We start from the raw sequence: 16523 nt of genomic DNA, 5'->3' as shown, positions 1-16523 counted from the left end.
TAATACGCTAGAATGATCATGCTTTTAATAAAATTGGTATTACTGCTTAATTTTACTAATTACCTTTGATGTTGAGCACCCATCTAAAAATTCAAGCACTTCAACTTTTCCGCCATGGCGAAGTACATGCTCAGCACCCGCTATTTGCTCTACGGTATAGTCGCCACCTTTAACTAAAATATCAGGGCTTATTTGCTCAATTAATTTAGCGGGAGTATCGTTTTCATCTAAGCTACCAAACGGAATAACCCAATCAACAGATGAAAGTGCGCTAAGTACCATTGCACGCTCATCTAGTGGGTTAATAGGACGATCCGCCCCTTTTAAGCGCGTAATAGATTCATCATTATTTAATCCAACAACGAGCCTATCGCCTCGCGCTTTAGCTTGTGCTAAATAACGCACATGCCCAGCATGTAAAATATCAAAACAGCCATTAGTGAATACAATGGTTTCACCGTTTTGTTTTGCAAATTCAATATGCTGAAGTACATCATCAAATGGTGTTTGGTAATGCTCACCAGTAGTATGTAAATACTGACCAAGCTTACGACTTAACTCTTCTGGCGAGACAGTTGCTGCACCAAATTTACTAACCGCTATACCTGCCGCTAAATTAGCAATTTCGACAGCATCTTTGGGTTCCATGCCCGCACCAAGCATAACGGCTAATGTAGCTATAACCGTATCACCGGCCCCAGTCACATCGCTTACTTCAAGCTCTTGTGCTGCAAAATCAAACTTTTCATCTGCATTAATTAACGACATACCTTGCTCAGAACGCGTAAGCAACATGGCTTTAATGCCATTTTTGCTAATTAAATCACGCGCACTTGCAGTTAAAGCCTCTTCTGAATCGGTTTGACCACCCGCTAACTTAAACTCATGTAAATTAGGCGTAATGTAATCAGTACCTTCATATAAATGTAAATCTGGCGATTTAGGGTCGATTAAAACCGTTTTTCCGGCGCTCTTAGCAAGGCTTACCATCTCTTTAATTAAGCTTAAAGATCCTTTGCTGTAATCAGAAAACACAATAAAGTCGTATTCATCAAGTACCAACTCTAAGCGGTTTAATAAAAGCTGGCTGTGTTGCTCAGTAAACGTTTCTTCTAAATCAAGACGAACGAGTTGTTGATGACGGCTAATAACACGCATTTTTGAAATAGTCGGTAAATCACATACACTGACTAATTGTGAACTTATTTTTTCACCTTTTAGAATAGTCTCTAAAATCTGCCCGCTTTCGTCCTCACCAATTAAACCCAATAAGCCAACTTTTGCATCTAACCGCGCTATATTTTTTGCAACGTTAGCTGCACCGCCCGCTTTGTCTTCAAATTTACTTACTTTAACAACCGGTACTGGCGCTTCTGGCGAAATACGCCCTGTATCGCCATACCAATAACGGTCTAGCATTACATCGCCAACAACTAATATTCGTGCCGCTGATAGGTTTTTTAATAACGATAAATCCATTACTGCTGCTCCGCAACAACCATATCCATGGCTTCACATAACCAGTGACCTATAAACATGTGAGCTTCTTGAATACGTGCTGTTTCGTCATTTTTTATAATGATAGGTAACTTAGCAATGTCTTTTACTTTACCACCATCACGCCCAGTTAGTGCCACTGTAAAAGCGCCTAGTTTATTTGCAGCTTCTAACGCTAAGTTAATATTATTACTAGTACCTGATGTGGTTAAACCAATCACTAAATCTTCTGGCTTACATAGCGCTTGAACCTGGCGCTCAAACACAGTATCAAAATGATAATCGTTGCTGTGTGCAGTTAAAATAGAGGTATCTGTAGTCAATGCCATAGAGGCAAGCGGACCACGTTCTAATTTGTAACGCACTACAAATTCTGCTGCTAAATGCTGCGCATCGGCTGCACTACCGCCGTTACCAAACCAAACAATCTTGCCACCAGCTTGTAATGCGCTGTGGCATGCTTCTAACAGTTGCATAGATTCTTGATGATAAGCTTCCATCGTTTCAAATAATGCTTGATGACGGTTTAATGTTTCAACGTAGCTAGTTGCTACTGAATCGATAGTTGACATGAAAAATTCCTCTAGGAACTGAAATAGCAGGGAAAAATTAAATCCATTATTCCATAATTTTATTTAATTGTGTGCATTTTATCGGGTTATAACTGAACCCAGACCATATTTTATTGCGAGTATGTTTAGAAAACGGCTATTTAACGGTAAACTAACGCCTTCTCCCTTTAAGAAAGATCAGTATGGCACGCATTTTTTACTCATCCGCATTAATTTTTATTAGCCCACTGATTGTATTTTATCTCTATATTTTACGAGGTAAAAAAAACCAAGGCTATCGTGCACACTTTAAAGAGCGCTTTGGGTTTGTCAGTAAGTCTTTATTTACGAATAAAACCAAACCTTTAGTTTTTCATTGTGCTTCTGTTGGTGAGGTACTTGCCGCAACGCCGCTTATTAAAGCTCTTCAAAAAGCGCATCCAAATTTAAATATACTTATAACCTGTAATACCCCAACAGGCAGAGAGCAAGTACTTAGCCAGTTTAAAAATACTATAGCGTGTAGCTATTTACCAATCGATTTTCCGTTTGCGACGGCTCGATTTTTAAAGCGTATAAAGCCACAAGCATTATGTATTTTAGAAACCGAGCTATGGCCTAATTTAATGGCGATAAGTCACAAAAAAAATATACCGGTACTTGTCATCAATGCAAGACTCTCTGAAAAGTCGCAGCAAGGCTATCAAAAGGTCGCTAAATTAACCCATATTATTATGCGCTCCATTACGGTACTTGCGAGTCATAACAAGGCAGATGCAGAGCGTTTTATAGAGCTTGGTCTTGAAGCTTCAAAAAGCCATGTAACAGGCTCTATAAAATTTGATATAACACCAAGTGACGAGCAATTAGCTAAAGCACTCAACCTTAAACAGCTTTATAACAGTAATGAAGACAATAACGATGAACGCTTTGTGTGGGTGGCAGGCTCAACACATCCTGTAGAACATGAATTAGTATTGGCAGCTCACCAACAGTTACTAAAAAAACAACCGAATGCATTACTTATAATTGCTCCGCGCCATCCAGAGCAATTTGATAAAGTGGCAGAACTTTTAACACAAAGCCCACTTCGTTTTAGCCGCCGTAGCAAAAATAACTACAACAATGAACAAGTACTCCTTGCTGATACGCTTGGTGAGTTACAGTGTTTATATGGCGCTGCAAATGTGAGCTTTATTGGTGGCAGCTTAATACGTAGAGGTGGGCATAACCCACTAGAGTCAGCTGCGTTTTCGGTAGGTGTAATAACAGGTCCACACACATACAATTTTGACCATGTTTATCCCGAGCTAATAAAACTTAAAGGCGCTGTAGTGGTTGATAGCAACGACGAACTCGCAAAGCAGCTTATAACGTTTAGCCAAAACACCAAAGCATGCCAAACTTTAGGTATTAAAGCTGCGCAATGCGTAGCTAAAAATCAAGGTGCTATACAAAAAACACTTAACATTATTAATCAATATTTAGAGCCAAAACCGTGACCAACATAGCTATAAGCCAAACCCGCGAATGGGTGTCATCTGTTATTGTTAAATATAACTTTTGCCCGTTTGCTCGCAAAGAAGTAGAAAACAACTGTATTCATTACATCGTAAGTCCAGCAGCAAGTTTGGATGATGCTGTAATGGATATGCTTGAGCAATGTGTAGAGCTTGACCGCGAGCCAGAGCGCGAAACAACCCTTATCATGTTTGACAATGGCTTTAGTGACTTTGAAGACTTTTTAGACTTGGTCGATTTAGCTAATGCGCTTTTAGTCGCGCAGGGGTTTGAAGGTAAGTATCAAATTGCTAATTTTCATCCTGATTACGTATTTGCCGATAGCGATGAGACCGATGCCGCAAACTACACAAATAGAGCACCCTTTCCTACCCTGCATTTAATTCGCGAAGCAAGTATGAGTGAAGCACTTGATAGTTATAACGAGCCTGAATCTATTCCTGAGCATAATATAAATTTAGCAAGGCGTAAGGGTATTGATTTTTGGCAGCAGTTACTTGAAGGCTGTAAAAAACCGAGCGCTTAAATGCTCGGTTTTATTTTGGTTTGTACAAAACTTTGTGCAAAACTTTTGAAAAACAAGGTAATACTTAAGCTTATTTTTTAACCCAGTTACCATTGACCTCAACGTAATGGCCACTTTGCGTTTTTTCAATTGTTTTAGCGGCAGCAAGCGCTTCGACTTGTGAAAGTGACAAGTTATTCTTTTTAGCCAACTTTAAGTACTGCGCTTTACGCTTTGCATTTATGTCATCAACAACGGCTTTAGCTTCTGCGTTTTGTACAACAAGTCCTAAATAACCGGAGCTGTCTTCACCTACTAAACCTTGGTTTTTAGCGTCATCAAGGCTAATAGCCCACACAGAGAACGACATACATACTGCACTAACTAACGTAATAACATTTAATTTTTTCATACTATTCATCTCCTAACTCCTTAAAACAATTCACTGTCGTCACTAAACAAACTGTCGAGTTCTTTATCTACTTTTACGCGAATTTCGTGATCGACCTTCACATTTAAATTAATCGTAATGGGCTCTTTAGCAGACACCTCAACACGATGCGTGCAGGCACTTAGTGCACTAATAGCACTCAGCGCGAGCAGTACTTTTATCAATAACGACTGTCTCATTATTAGTTTCCTTTTTGTGAGTATTGTTGCTCAACTTTCTGTGTAATTTCGTCACTTAAACGCAGTGCACGCAAAAGTGTAAATACGTTTTCTTCGTGGTTATAATTAAAGTTGACCTGCTGCTGCTCTGCTTTATTATAGCCTTGCAAATTAACCCCTAGTTTTAACCAACCATCGTTTTTTAATGCCACACTGCTATTGAGTTTTTGAATATCTAAATTAGTTAATAGCCCTAATACAGGTTGCAACTCTTGCTGTTGCTGCATTACTGAATCAAACGCGGCATTATTGGTGATTTTTAAATTACCTGTTCCTTGGCTAAATAAACTACCGTCAATTATTTCAATTTTTCCACTATCAAAATGGATAGGTAAAGACCCCGCCAAGCGCCCCGTTAATACAATGCCCGACTTATCGTCGAGTGTAACGAGTTTACTTGCATCAATGTTTTCAAACTTAACATTGGCAACTTGGTTTGGCTTCCCTATTGTGTAGGTATCTAACGAAAACTCGCCACCAAACACACTTCCTTTTACATCATTTATCAGCGCGGTATTGCTACTCACTTGCCATTGCCCTTCAATCGTTTTAACTACGGCACCGGCTCTAAACTCATTTAAATTAAAGGTAGTGGGTTTTACATTAAGCTTACCTGAATTATATTCCCCACTAAACACGCTATTTAAATCACTCACAAGGTAATCGTTATACAGTGCACTTGTATGACTAATCCCCATATTGAACAATGCATTTTGTAAGTTTACATCGCCACTAATATAGCCATTAAATTCGCCCTTAGTTAGCTGTGCAAGTGGCTCAAATTGCCTAATAAATTTATTTAACGGCAGCGCATTTTGTTCAGGAATAATGACTTCAAACGGATGAGCTTGCGACGACAGATGATGATTTATAACTAACTCAACATCGTTTATAAATGCGTGATGCGTGGCTTTTAGTGCACGGCTTTGCAAGCCTGTAGACTCTACTTTTATATTATTAAGTTTTATGTCAGGGCTATTAACTGCCTTTATATTCGTTTTTGCTGTTAGATCAGCAAATAACTCACCTACGCCTAAATTAGCATTTGCTGTTAATGTGTTACTTATATCTTTGACTTTAAATTCTTTATATTCTGCGCTTTTTAATTGCTGCGTTAACGCTACCTCTGCGTTTAATTCTGTATCCATTTTTGCTGTTAAATCACCTTGGTATTGCACTGCACTTATATCAAACGCATCTACACTACTAAGCGTTAATTTAGCATTTATAAGCCCAATTGGTTTTGAGTCTATAAACTCACTTATATCAAAGCGACCACTAAGGCTAAGCCCATTCGCTGTTGCAGGGACAAACTCAGGCAAGCTTTCAAGCATAACGGCGTAATCGCCTTTAATCACAGCGCCAGATAACTGAGCATTAACGCTAATATTATTTATATCGGGTGTATTTATTTGAGCTGATAAATTTGTCTGTAAGTACTCAAGTGGAGATGTAATATTTAGTGTTGTATCTGTTATTAAAATATCAAATTGCTTATAGCCCACGCTTACCAAATTAATTACAGGTACACTGAGCTCACTACCCTCTAAGCGAATTGATTGAGAGAGTTTAAGTTGCCAATTTAAAGGAACTTGATTGCTAATAAAGCCTGCATATTCACTCGGTGGAATTAACTCAATACAGCTTGGTGTTAAATTAATTTTGTTATTAAGCAAATCGGTATTAAACATTAACGCTTGGCTATTTAAATTAAAACGAGTCTCTAATTTACCATTGGTTAATACGTTAACTTGGCACTGCTGATTTGTATGAGAAAACTCATACGTGTGAGTAAACTGGGAGCTAATACCGCCATTTAACTCAAACTCTATACCGTCAAAGCTAAACGCTTGCTGAGAATTAAAATTAGCATCTGAGATTAATGTATTTTTAGTGTTTATAACTTGCTTTAAAAGTGTGTCATTAATTAAAAACTGACCACTTACTTTATTAGCAGTCAAAATTGCACTCGCTTTTATATCACCTGAGACATTAAATTTATTTAGCTCGGGTTCTAATATACTTATTTTAAGTGGCTTATTGAGCTCGTCACTTTTTACTACAAGCTGTTTAATGCTGATTAATGGGCGATTTAAGGGAAGTGCTAAATCGAGATTTTTAGCACCTTGATTAGCATTATCACTTTTAGGGAGTGAATTAACCGTTAGCACTGCATTTTTAATATCTATACGCTTTGTATTTGCAGTAATACCAGTGAGTTGTAATTGTTGATTTTGATAATTTAAACACACTTTATCAGAATGGATATTTAAGCTAGACGTAATTGAAAAATCGAGACAACTTAACGTAATGCCTGCTTTTTTAAGCTCAGGCGCTATAACCCACTGTAATAATGGCAAGCGAAATACATAACCAAGCAGCAAGATGCTTAGTAATACAGCTCCAACAATTAAACCAACTCGCTTAAACATACTATCCTTAAATGCTTTGTGCTTTGTGCTTTTAGCTTTTAGCTTTTAGCTAAAACTATACTAATCAAAAAAGGCTGCACAGTGCAGCCTTTTTTATTTTACAGCTAGATTATGAATCTAACTTGTATAAAAGTAATTAAATTACCCTACGTTTTTGCGTGCGTTACGGAACATACGCATCCACGGGCTATCCTCGATCCACTCATCAGGATGCCAAGAATTGGCAACGCTTCTGAATACGCGTTCTGGATGCGGCATCATTACAGTGGCGCGACCATCAGTAGACGTAATACCGGTAATACCTTCTGGAGAACCATTAGGATTCGCTGGGTATTGCGTTGTAGGATTACCGTAGTTATCTACAAACTTAACCGCAACAGTGCCGCTATTAAGCGCTGCTTTAATGGCTGCATCGTTTGCAAACTCAGCATGACCTTCACCATGAGAAACCGCTATAGGCATACGCGAGCCAGCCATTCCGTTAAAGAACACAGACGGATTCTCTTGTATTTCTACTAAACTAAAGCGTGCTTCAAAACGCTCTGATTTATTAGTTACAAAGCGCGGCCAATGTTCAGTACCCGGAATTAACTCTTTTAACGTTGATAACATTTGGCAACCGTTACATACACCTAAACTAAAGGTATCTTCACGGTGGAAGAAGTTTTGGAACTGGTCGCGTGCCATGTCGTTAAACAAAATAGACTTAGCCCAACCTTCACCCGCACCAAGTACGTCACCGTATGAGAAACCACCACAGGCCACTAAACCTTTAAATTGCTCTAGCGTTAAACGACCTTCTAAAATGTCACTCATGTGTACATCAACGGCTGCAAAACCTGCGCGATTAAACGCTGCCGCCATTTCTAAATGAGAGTTAACACCCTGCTCACGTAAAATAGCCATTTGTGGTTTAGCACCCGTTGCAATGTATGGCGCTGCTATATCTTCGTTTAAATCAAAGTTAAGTTTTACGTTTAAGCCTGGATCTTTTGCATCAAATTTTGCATCAAACTCTTGCTTAGCACACTCAGGGTTATCACGGCGTGCTTGCATTTGATACGTTGTTTCAGCCCAAATAGTACGAAGCTCAGTACGCGTATGATTAAGTACCGTATTTTCGCCACGGTTAAATATAATCGTATCGTCACTGTTAAGCGTGCCAATATTGTGGCTAATTGCTGCTATACCATGTTGTTCAAACACCGCATTTACTGCATCTAAATCAGCATTTGCTACTTGGATTACGGCACCTAGCTCTTCGTTATAAAGTGCTTCAATGTCTGAACCTGTTAAAGCGGCTAAATCAACCGTTACACCGGTATGACCCGTAAACGCCATTTCAGCAACCGTGGTAAATAAACCACCGTCTGAGCGGTCATGATAAGCAAGTAACTTACTATCGGCCACAAGCGCTTGCATTGCGTTATAAAAGCCTTTTAATAACTCTGGGCTATCGACATCAGGTGTTACATCACCTAATTGCTTATAAACTTGCGCAAGGCTTGATGCACCCATGCGGTTTTTACCCGCACCTAAATCAATTAATATAAGCGATGTATCGCCTTTATCTGTGCGTAGTTGTGGCGTTACTGTTTTACGTACGTCATCAACACGGCCAAACGCAGTTATAACCAGTGAAAGCGGCGATGTTACTGACTTCTCTTGTGAGTCACCTTCATCTTTCCACGTCGTTTTCATCGACATAGAATCTTTACCTACTGGAATCGTTAAACCAAGCGCAGGACAAAGCTCTTCGCCTACGGCTTTAACCGCTTCGTATAAACCAGCATCTTCACCTGGGTGACCCGCTGCTGCCATCCAGTTTGCCGATAACTTAATGTTTTCAAGGCTACCAATATTTGCACAGGCAATATTAGTTAACGACTCCGCAACAGCTAAACGAGCAGATGCACCGTAATTAAGTAATGCCGCAGGAGTACGCTCACCAAGTGACATTGCTTCGCCGTGGTAAGTGTCATACGTTGCCGCAGTTACAGCACAGTTAGCAACAGGTACTTGCCAAGGACCGACCATTTGATCGCGCGCTACTAAACCTGTAACTGAGCGATCGCCGATTGTTATTAGGAATGTTTTTTCTGCAATTGCTGGTAAACGCATTAAGCGCTGCGCTGCATCTGCTGCATTTATTAATGTAGTATCAAGCGCTTTACCAACAACTTGCTTTGACGTTACATCGCGGTGCATTTTAGGTGCTTTACCTAATAATACGTCCAGCGGCAAATCAACAGGGTTATTTTCAAAATGACTGTCTGATACGGTTAAGTGAGGTTCCGCTGTTGCTTCACCAATAACAGCGTACTGGGCACGTTCGCGCTTACAAATAGCTTCAAAGCGGTCAAAGTCCTCTACACCAACAGCGAGTACATAACGCTCTTGTGATTCATTACACCAAATTTCGTGTGGTGCCATGCCTGGTTCATCGTTAGGGATGCTACGTAATTGGAATTTACCACCACGCCCGCCATCATTAACAAGCTCAGGGAACGCATTTGATAAACCGCCAGCACCTACATCGTGGATGAATGCAATTGGGTTTTCATCACCTAGCTGCCAACATTTATCAATAACTTCTTGGCAACGACGTTCCATTTCTGGATTTTCGCGTTGTACTGAAGCAAAATCTAAATCTTCGTTTGATTGACCAGAGGCCATGCTTGATGCAGCACCACCACCTAAACCAATGTTCATTGCAGGCCCACCTAGCGCAACTAATTTAGCGCCAACAGGTATATCGCCTTTTTGAACATGATCAGAGCGAATATTACCTAAACCACCGGCAAGCATAATTGGTTTATGATAACCACGTACTTCTTCGCCATTATGGCTTGTTACTTTTTCTTCGTAAGTACGGAAGTAACCTAATAAGTTAGGACGACCAAACTCATTATTAAATGCAGCGCCACCTAGCGGACCTTCTGTCATTATATCAAGTGCGTTAACAATACGACCCGGTTTTCCAAAATCGCTTTCCCATGGTTGCTCGTAACCTGGAATACGTAAGTTTGATACAGTAAAGCCAACTAAACCTGCTTTTGGCTTAGAGCCACGACCTGTTGCGCCTTCATCGCGAATCTCACCACCAGAGCCTGTAGCCGCACCAGAGAATGGCGCAATAGCAGTTGGGTGGTTATGAGTTTCAACCTTCATTAGTATTTCAATGTCTTCTTGGTGATACGCATATTCACCTTGCGCATTGGGGAAGAAGCGACCCGCTTTTGAGCCTTTCATTACTGCCGCGTTATCTTTATACGCCGACAATACATTTTCAGGATTTAGCTCAAACGTATTTTTAATCATTTTAAACAGCGATTTTGGCTGCTCTTTTCCATCGATTGTCCAGTCAGCATTAAATATTTTATGGCGACAATGCTCTGAGTTTGCTTGTGCAAACATAAACAATTCGATGTCGTTAGGGTTACGCCCTAACTTTATAAAATTTTCTACCAAGTAGTCTATTTCGTCATCAGCAAGGGCAAAACCTTGCTCAACATTCGCTTTAGCTAACGCTTCGCGTCCACCACCTAAAATATCGACAGACGACATTTGGCGCGGTGCATCACTGCGAAATAACAGCGCTGCATCTTCAAACTCACTATGCGTGGCTTCAGTCATACGGTCGTGTAACAACGCCGTGACTTGTGCAAATTGCTCTGCGTTTAAATCACCTTCTACATAATAAGCAATACCGCGTTCAACGCGATGAACTTGCTTTAAACCACAATTGTGGGCAATGTCAGTTGCTTTAGATGCCCAAGGTGAAATGGTACCGGGGCGAGGTGTAACGAGTACAAGTTTGCCAGCTGGGGTATGTTCAGCAATAGTTGGACCGTAAGTTAATAGCTTTTCAAGCTTGGTTTGCTCAGCAGTACTCAATGGCGATGTTAAATCGGCAAAGTGAGTATATTCGGCATATACGTTAGTGACAGGAAGTTGCGATTGTTGGCAACGCGCTAAAATTTTATTAACTCTGAACTCTGAAAGTGCTGGTGCACCACGAAGGATCAACATAGATAATTTCATCCGGGGTTAGGGATTGAACGATATTTTAGGCACGCATTATAGTCCAATTAGCATTCAGATTTAACTCAAAATTACGCTTTTCATAAAATTAACTTTTTGGCTTTATTTATAGTCTATTTTAGTTAATAAAATAAAACGTAAAGTGACGCGATGGCTTAGTTTTGCTATAACGGTGGCTAGCGAGATTAAGGGGCACACAATGTTCAAAGAAAAACTAATAATAATCATTACTTTAGTTATGTTGTTATGTGCATGTGATATGCAAGAACAAACAACTCAACTAGCCCAAATAAAAGAGCAAAATAAAATTCGTGTAGGCACACTTGCCAGTGCTAGTAACTATTATCAAGCGGTACAAGGCGAGCAAGGTTTTGAATATGAATTATCACAAGCTTTTGCCGAATATTTAGGTGTAGAGCTTGAAATAGTGCCATTTTTTAACTTATCTGATATGTTTGAACGCCTTGAAAACGGCGACTTAGATTTAATTGCCTCAGGACTTACCTATAATAAAGCTCGGGCAGAGCAATATCGCTATAGCCCAACTTATCGCACAATTAGCCAAAAGTTAGTTTATAAACAAGGGCGTGTGCGTCCACGTGACTTTGACGACCTAGATGGTAACTTTACCGTTATAGCTAAAAGTAGTCACTCGCTTACTCTACAAAAAATAAAGAAAAACAACCCCGAGCTAACTTGGACAGAAAGCGAAGAGTTTGACGAAGAAGAGCTTCTGCAAGCGGTTATTGATGGTGAGATAGATTACACACTTGCCGACACACATACGTTGTCATTATTTCGTCGTTATCACCCAAATTTAAGTATTGGTTTTTCAGTAAGCCATAACGACCCTATTGCATGGATACTTCAAAAAACAAAAGACGATTCATTATATGCTTTACTCGTACCTTTTTTTGGCGATATAAAACAAAGCAACCAACTTTACGTACTTGAAGAAAAGTACTTTGGCCACGTACGCCAATTTAATTATGTAAATACTCTCGCCTATATAGAAGCAATTAAAGAAACTTTACCCACCTATCAGCCATGGTTTGAACAATATGCTGGGAGTCTTGATTGGCGTTTATTAGCAGCACTTAGTTATCAAGAATCGATGTGGAATCCACGCGCTAAATCTCCTACTGGCGTGCGCGGTATAATGATGCTTACTCGCAGCACGGCAAAGCAGGTTGGTGTCACTAACAGATTAGAGCCTGAACAAAATATTCGCGGTGGTGCAAAATATTTAACTAAGTTGATTAAACGCATTCCAGACAGAATCCCGCAACCGGATAGAACATGGCTTGCATTAGCGGCTTACAACGTAGGTTGGGGGCACGTTAATGACGCACGTATAATTACCGAGCAACAAGGTGCAAGCCCCGACAAATGGGCTGATGTTAAAAAACGCCTGCCACTTTTAATTAAAAAGCGCTATTACCGTAAAACCCGCTACGGTTATGCTCGTGGCGATGTCGCTGTTAAATACGTTGATAATATTCGTCGCTATTACGACGCACTTGTTTGGTTAGATGAAAATAATGCTATTACAGAAGAACGTGAGCCAGAACCAATCAAAGAGCTGAGCACTGATACCAAGCCAAAGCTAAATGGACAAAGTGACGTAAAAGATGAGGAAGATGAAGCTCAAACAGAAAAACAACAAGCTTTAATTGAGCCCAAACAGCCGAGTGAAAACAATAACTAAGATTCGTATAGGTATCCGTTTTTTTGAGCATATTAATAAGTAGAATTTAAGTAAATTAAATATCTGTTTACTTGTCGTCAAATGATCACTAATGTGTGTTTATCGTATATCATTATTTTATAAGATATACCCGTGCCTTTCTCACTCTTGCATTAGGAGAAAACATGCTAAAACGTAGACGCACACAAAAATTAAAACGTAATGTAATTTATTCTACCGCCACACGTCGTCGTGTTATGTTACGTAAGCTCCATAAGAAAATAATCTGGCGCAGACGCATGTTTGCAGTGCAAGAAATGGCAGAGCTAGAAATTAAGACAGAGACTAATTAAAATCAGCAGCATCACGAGCAGCTTTTTTAGCTGCTTTAATTTGTGCCCTTCTAGATTTAAAAAAATCAGAAATAGCATTCCCACACTGCTCACTTAAAACGCCACCACACACATCTACCTGATGATTCAATCTAGGCTCTTGCAGCAAATTCATAATAGAGCCTGCAGATCCTGTTTTTGAATCCGCAGCACCAAAAACTAAACGCTTTATTCTACTATGAACTAACAATCCCGCACACATAGAGCAAGGCTCTAGCGTCACGTACAACGTACAATCAATCAAGCGGTAGTTATTTAGTACTTTTCCAGCTTCGCGTATTGCAATCATTTCGGCATGCGCTGAGGGATCGTTATCCGTTATTGAACGGTTATAGCCAGCTGAAACTAGTTGGTTATCTTTCACTACAATTGCACCTACTGGTATTTCATTAAGCTGTTCTGCTTGTTTAGCATACAAAAGTGCTTGTTCCATCCAATAAGAATCGTCAAATGGCTCGTTCATAATTTCTACTTAAATAACTTTTTATGCTGTAATTATACCTAGTTAGCGCTTGAAAGTGCGCTATTGATTAGTTTATTGCAAAAATAAAACAATATTTACCCGTTTGTAATGGCTCACTCGTGCTGATTTACGCTATAATCTCACGCTTTTTTTATTTAGCTCACAACACGGGTAGCAAATGAAATTTCCTGGACGCCGCAGGCATAAACATTATTTTCCAGTGGAAGCCAAAGATCCACTTACCAATCAACTTAACGCAACTGAGCGATTACAACGTAGTTATATTACGGGTATCGATCAGATCGTTGTTGATATAGAGGCAAAAGTTGATCAGGCTTTCCTTGACGAGTTTCAATTGCGCAGAGGTATGTCGCAAGTTATTGATAGCGATATAACAAACGCTTTATACGATCGTTTAAAATTAAACGACATGGTTGATTACGAGTTTGCAGGTGGCACTATTGGTAACACTATGCACAACTACTCCGTACTTGCAGATGATCGCTCAGTTTTATTAGGCGTAATGAGCGAAAACATAAAAATAGGTAGCTACGCCTATCGTTTTTTATGTAACACCTCAAGCCGTGTAGATTTAGACTACCTTCAACCGGTTGACGGACCTATTGGCCGCTGCTTTACGTTAATTGATGAAACCGGTGAACGTACCTTCGCAATAAGTGCAGGTCTAATGAATCACTTACGTCCTGAGTCAATCGATAAAGAACTTATTGAAAACTCATCTGCGCTAGTGATCAGTGCTTACCTGATGCGTACTCAAGGCAGTGAAACAATGACTGAAGCTACTCTGCAAGCGGTTAAATACGCTAATGATGCAGGCGTGCCAGTTGTATTAACACTCGGTACCAAGTTCTTAATTGAACAAGATCCTACTTGGTGGGCAAACTTTGTTGAACAGCATGTTGATATACTTGCTATGAACGAAGAAGAAGGCCTAGCAATTACAGGCTTTGAAGACCCTCTTTTAGCCGCTGACAAAGCACTTGATTGGGTAGACTTAGTTATTTGTACTGCAGGCGAAAAAGGCTTATTTATGGCCGGCTACGTTGATGACAGTTTAAAACGTGAAACCGAATACCCGTTATTACCAGGTGCAATACCTGACTTTAACCGTTACGAATTCTCACGAGCTATGCGCAAAGATGAATGTGCTGAACCAATCAGAGCATACAGCCATACAGCCCCCTTTATGGGTGGACCTGATTCAATCAAAAACACCAATGGTGCAGGCGATTGTGCTCTAGCCGCTGTACTACATGATTTATCAGCGAATGTTTACCATAAACTTAATGTGGCAAACTCAGCTAAACATCAGCAACAGGCTATTACTTATTCATCACTATCGCAAATTAGTAAATATGCTAACCGAGCTAGCTATGAAGTATTAGTTCAGCATTCGCCTCGTTTATCTCGCGGCTTACCTGAGCGTGAGGATTGTTTAGAGCAGGTTTATTGGGAACAGTAAATCACTGAGGGAGCAATTATTGATCCCTGATGGGATCTAAAAAATAGAAATATCAAGCTTTTTGGATAGCAGCTCAAGTGCTGCTATTCCTGCCACAGAATTACCAAACGAATTAAGCCCCGGAGAATAAACCGCCACAGTAAACTTATTTGGTAATACCGCTAAAATAGTCCCCGACACACCTGATTTACCAGGCATACCGACTCTGTAACCAAAATCACCTGCTGCATCGTATAAACCGCTCGTAAATAAAAGCGAGTTTAACTGCTTGTTTTGACGACTACTTAAAACACGATTACCCGATCGATTATCAACACCTTTATTAGCTAAAAAATTATAAGCTTTAGCTAGTTCAATACAATTGAGCTCAATAGAACAAAAATTAAAGTAAGACCATAAAACATCATCAACTTCATTTTCAAAGTTACCAAACGATTTCATTAAATGCGCCATAGCCGCATTACGATGCCTAAACTCATACTCTGAATTAGCTACTTTTTTATCGATCACAATACCTCGGTTATCTGCTAACAATCTAAACGTTTCAAGCATAGAGTGCATCGGGGCAGATAAACGACTATATAACGCGTCACACGTTACAATTGCGCCTGCATTAATGAAAGGGTTACGTGGTATCCCTTTTTCAAATTCAAGCTGTGTAAGCGAGTTAAATGCGGTGCCTGATGGTTCTTTTCCTACTCGGTGCCAAAGCTCATCACCATAACGTTGCAGCGCCATAGTGAGAGTCATCACTTTAGAAACCGATTGAATAGTAAAACGTTGCGTGCAATCACCAGCACAAATAGTTTCACCTTCAGTAGTGTATATAGCAATTGAAAATTGCTTAGGGTCAACCTCCGCAAGAGCTGGTATATAATCAGCTACTTTACCTTGTGATAGTAAAGGTGCTACTTCTTGGGTTATTTCATTCAATACATCTTGATAATCAGCAGTAGGCAATCGGCACCTCAAAAAGTAGTAACATAAAAATAAATTTTAACACGCTAAGATTAACTACGGCTAACTTTGTTATAAAAGTTGAAAAAGATTAAATTAAAAAATTAATGTGAAGTTATGGCAGAGCTCGTTATGAAGGAAAATTGGCTAAGATACGCTTATCTACCCAAATTCACTTTTCTGCAGACGTAAAAAAGCCCGAATCGTTAGATTCGGGCTTTCTACAATTTGAAGCCTGGTAATGTCCTACTTTCACATAGCAAATGCTACACTATCATCGGCGCTGTTTCGTTTCACTACTGAGTTCGGCATGGGATCAGTT

At 39.8% G+C, this 16523-nt stretch carries 13 protein-coding genes and 1 rRNA gene; 5 read left to right on the top strand and 9 right to left on the bottom strand.

Annotated features, from left to right (window positions below; genetic code table 11):
* Positions 1 to 39 precede the first annotated feature (39 nt).
* A complete protein-coding gene (gene hldE, locus CWB66_RS04135; protein WP_138584434.1) occupies positions 40 to 1479 on the bottom strand; it encodes a bifunctional D-glycero-beta-D-manno-heptose-7-phosphate kinase/D-glycero-beta-D-manno-heptose 1-phosphate adenylyltransferase HldE in 1440 nt (479 codons plus the stop codon).
* A complete protein-coding gene (locus tag CWB66_RS04130) occupies positions 1479 to 2069 on the bottom strand; it encodes an SIS domain-containing protein (RefSeq protein WP_138584433.1) in 591 nt (196 codons plus the stop codon). Before CWB66_RS04130 ends, hldE begins: the two co-directional genes overlap by 1 nt.
* A 182-nt stretch (positions 2070 to 2251) precedes the next feature.
* Between CWB66_RS04130 and waaA the strand changes: the two genes are divergently transcribed.
* Complete coding sequence (gene waaA / locus CWB66_RS04125; protein WP_138584432.1) at positions 2252 to 3550, top strand: lipid IV(A) 3-deoxy-D-manno-octulosonic acid transferase; 1299 nt, start codon at positions 2252 to 2254, stop codon at positions 3548 to 3550.
* Complete coding sequence (locus CWB66_RS04120; protein WP_138584431.1) at positions 3547 to 4095, top strand: DUF1415 domain-containing protein; 549 nt, start codon at positions 3547 to 3549, stop codon at positions 4093 to 4095. Before waaA ends, CWB66_RS04120 begins: the two co-directional genes overlap by 4 nt.
* A 70-nt stretch (positions 4096 to 4165) precedes the next feature.
* On the opposite strand, the gene CWB66_RS04115 is transcribed toward CWB66_RS04120, so the two are convergent.
* The 4 genes from CWB66_RS04115 to purL form a co-directional block, all read right to left on the bottom strand.
* Positions 4166 to 4495, bottom strand: coding sequence for a YdbL family probable chaperone protein (locus CWB66_RS04115; RefSeq protein WP_138584430.1), 330 nt, complete (start codon positions 4493 to 4495; stop codon positions 4166 to 4168).
* A gap of 11 nt (positions 4496 to 4506) precedes the next feature.
* Positions 4507 to 4704 carry a YnbE family lipoprotein gene (locus CWB66_RS04110; RefSeq protein ID WP_138584429.1) on the bottom strand — a complete coding sequence of 66 codons (198 nt, stop codon included), beginning with the start codon at positions 4702 to 4704 and terminating at the stop codon, positions 4507 to 4509.
* Positions 4705 to 4706: 2 nt separating this feature from the next.
* The gene (locus CWB66_RS04105) at positions 4707 to 7175 is read right to left on the bottom strand and encodes an intermembrane phospholipid transport YdbH family protein (protein ID WP_138584428.1); all 2469 of its coding nucleotides are present in this window, start codon (positions 7173 to 7175) and stop codon (positions 4707 to 4709) included.
* 141 nt (positions 7176 to 7316) lie between these two features.
* Complete coding sequence (gene purL / locus CWB66_RS04100; RefSeq protein ID WP_138584427.1) at positions 7317 to 11207, bottom strand: phosphoribosylformylglycinamidine synthase; 3891 nt, start codon at positions 11205 to 11207, stop codon at positions 7317 to 7319.
* Positions 11208 to 11418: 211 nt separating this feature from the next.
* Here purL and mltF point away from each other — a divergent pair, with 211 nt between their 5' ends.
* Both mltF and CWB66_RS22205 read left to right on the top strand, forming a co-directional pair.
* Positions 11419 to 12927: a membrane-bound lytic murein transglycosylase MltF gene (gene mltF / locus CWB66_RS04095; protein ID WP_138584426.1), complete on the top strand. Its 1509-nt coding sequence runs from the start codon at positions 11419 to 11421 to the stop codon at positions 12925 to 12927.
* Between the two features lie 164 nt (positions 12928 to 13091).
* Entirely contained in the window at positions 13092 to 13259 is a 168-nt protein-coding gene (locus tag CWB66_RS22205) for a hypothetical protein (protein WP_167368314.1), read from the top strand.
* Here the strand turns inward: CWB66_RS22205 and tadA are convergent.
* Entirely contained in the window at positions 13252 to 13761 is a 510-nt protein-coding gene (gene tadA, locus CWB66_RS04090; protein ID WP_138584425.1) for a tRNA adenosine(34) deaminase TadA, read from the bottom strand. The two genes, CWB66_RS22205 and tadA, sit on opposite strands and share 8 nt — an antisense overlap.
* A gap of 178 nt (positions 13762 to 13939) precedes the next feature.
* Between tadA and CWB66_RS04085 the strand changes: the two genes are divergently transcribed.
* Positions 13940 to 15244 carry an inosine/guanosine kinase gene (locus tag CWB66_RS04085; RefSeq protein ID WP_138584424.1) on the top strand — a complete coding sequence of 435 codons (1305 nt, stop codon included), beginning with the start codon at positions 13940 to 13942 and terminating at the stop codon, positions 15242 to 15244.
* A gap of 36 nt (positions 15245 to 15280) precedes the next feature.
* Here the strand turns inward: CWB66_RS04085 and glsB are convergent, their stop codons facing one another.
* Both glsB and rrf read right to left on the bottom strand, forming a co-directional pair.
* A complete protein-coding gene (gene glsB, locus CWB66_RS04080; protein ID WP_138584423.1) occupies positions 15281 to 16204 on the bottom strand; it encodes a glutaminase B in 924 nt (307 codons plus the stop codon).
* A 230-nt stretch (positions 16205 to 16434) separates the two neighbouring features.
* A 5S ribosomal RNA gene (gene rrf, locus CWB66_RS23175) occupies positions 16435 to 16523 on the bottom strand; the annotation flags it as partial.

This window comes from Pseudoalteromonas sp. S558 (assembly GCF_005886635.1).
In the GTDB taxonomy this organism is placed as follows: Bacteria; Pseudomonadota; Gammaproteobacteria; order Enterobacterales; family Alteromonadaceae; genus Pseudoalteromonas; species Pseudoalteromonas aliena.
This window is presented reverse-complemented; position numbering and strand designations above follow the sequence as displayed.

Bases quoted from the DNA above. Each gene is read 5' to 3' on its own strand.
- hldE (WP_138584434.1), bottom strand. From the start codon at position 1,479: ATGGATTTATCGTTATTAAAAAACCTATCAGCGGCACGAATATTAGTT.
- CWB66_RS04130 (WP_138584433.1), bottom strand. From the start codon at position 2,069: ATGTCAACTATCGATTCAGTAGCAACTAGCTACGTTGAAACATTAAAC.
- waaA (WP_138584432.1), top strand. From the start codon at position 2,252: ATGGCACGCATTTTTTACTCATCCGCATTAATTTTTATTAGCCCACTG.
- CWB66_RS04115 (WP_138584430.1), bottom strand. From the start codon at position 4,495: ATGAATAGTATGAAAAAATTAAATGTTATTACGTTAGTTAGTGCAGTA.
- CWB66_RS04110 (WP_138584429.1), bottom strand. From the start codon at position 4,704: ATGAGACAGTCGTTATTGATAAAAGTACTGCTCGCGCTGAGTGCTATT.
- CWB66_RS04105 (WP_138584428.1), bottom strand. From the start codon at position 7,175: ATGTTTAAGCGAGTTGGTTTAATTGTTGGAGCTGTATTACTAAGCATC.
- purL (WP_138584427.1), bottom strand. From the start codon at position 11,207: ATGTTGATCCTTCGTGGTGCACCAGCACTTTCAGAGTTCAGAGTTAAT.
- mltF (WP_138584426.1), top strand. From the start codon at position 11,419: ATGTTCAAAGAAAAACTAATAATAATCATTACTTTAGTTATGTTGTTA.
- CWB66_RS22205 (WP_167368314.1), top strand. From the start codon at position 13,092: ATGCTAAAACGTAGACGCACACAAAAATTAAAACGTAATGTAATTTAT.
- tadA (WP_138584425.1), bottom strand. From the start codon at position 13,761: ATGAACGAGCCATTTGACGATTCTTATTGGATGGAACAAGCACTTTTG.
- CWB66_RS04085 (WP_138584424.1), top strand. From the start codon at position 13,940: ATGAAATTTCCTGGACGCCGCAGGCATAAACATTATTTTCCAGTGGAA.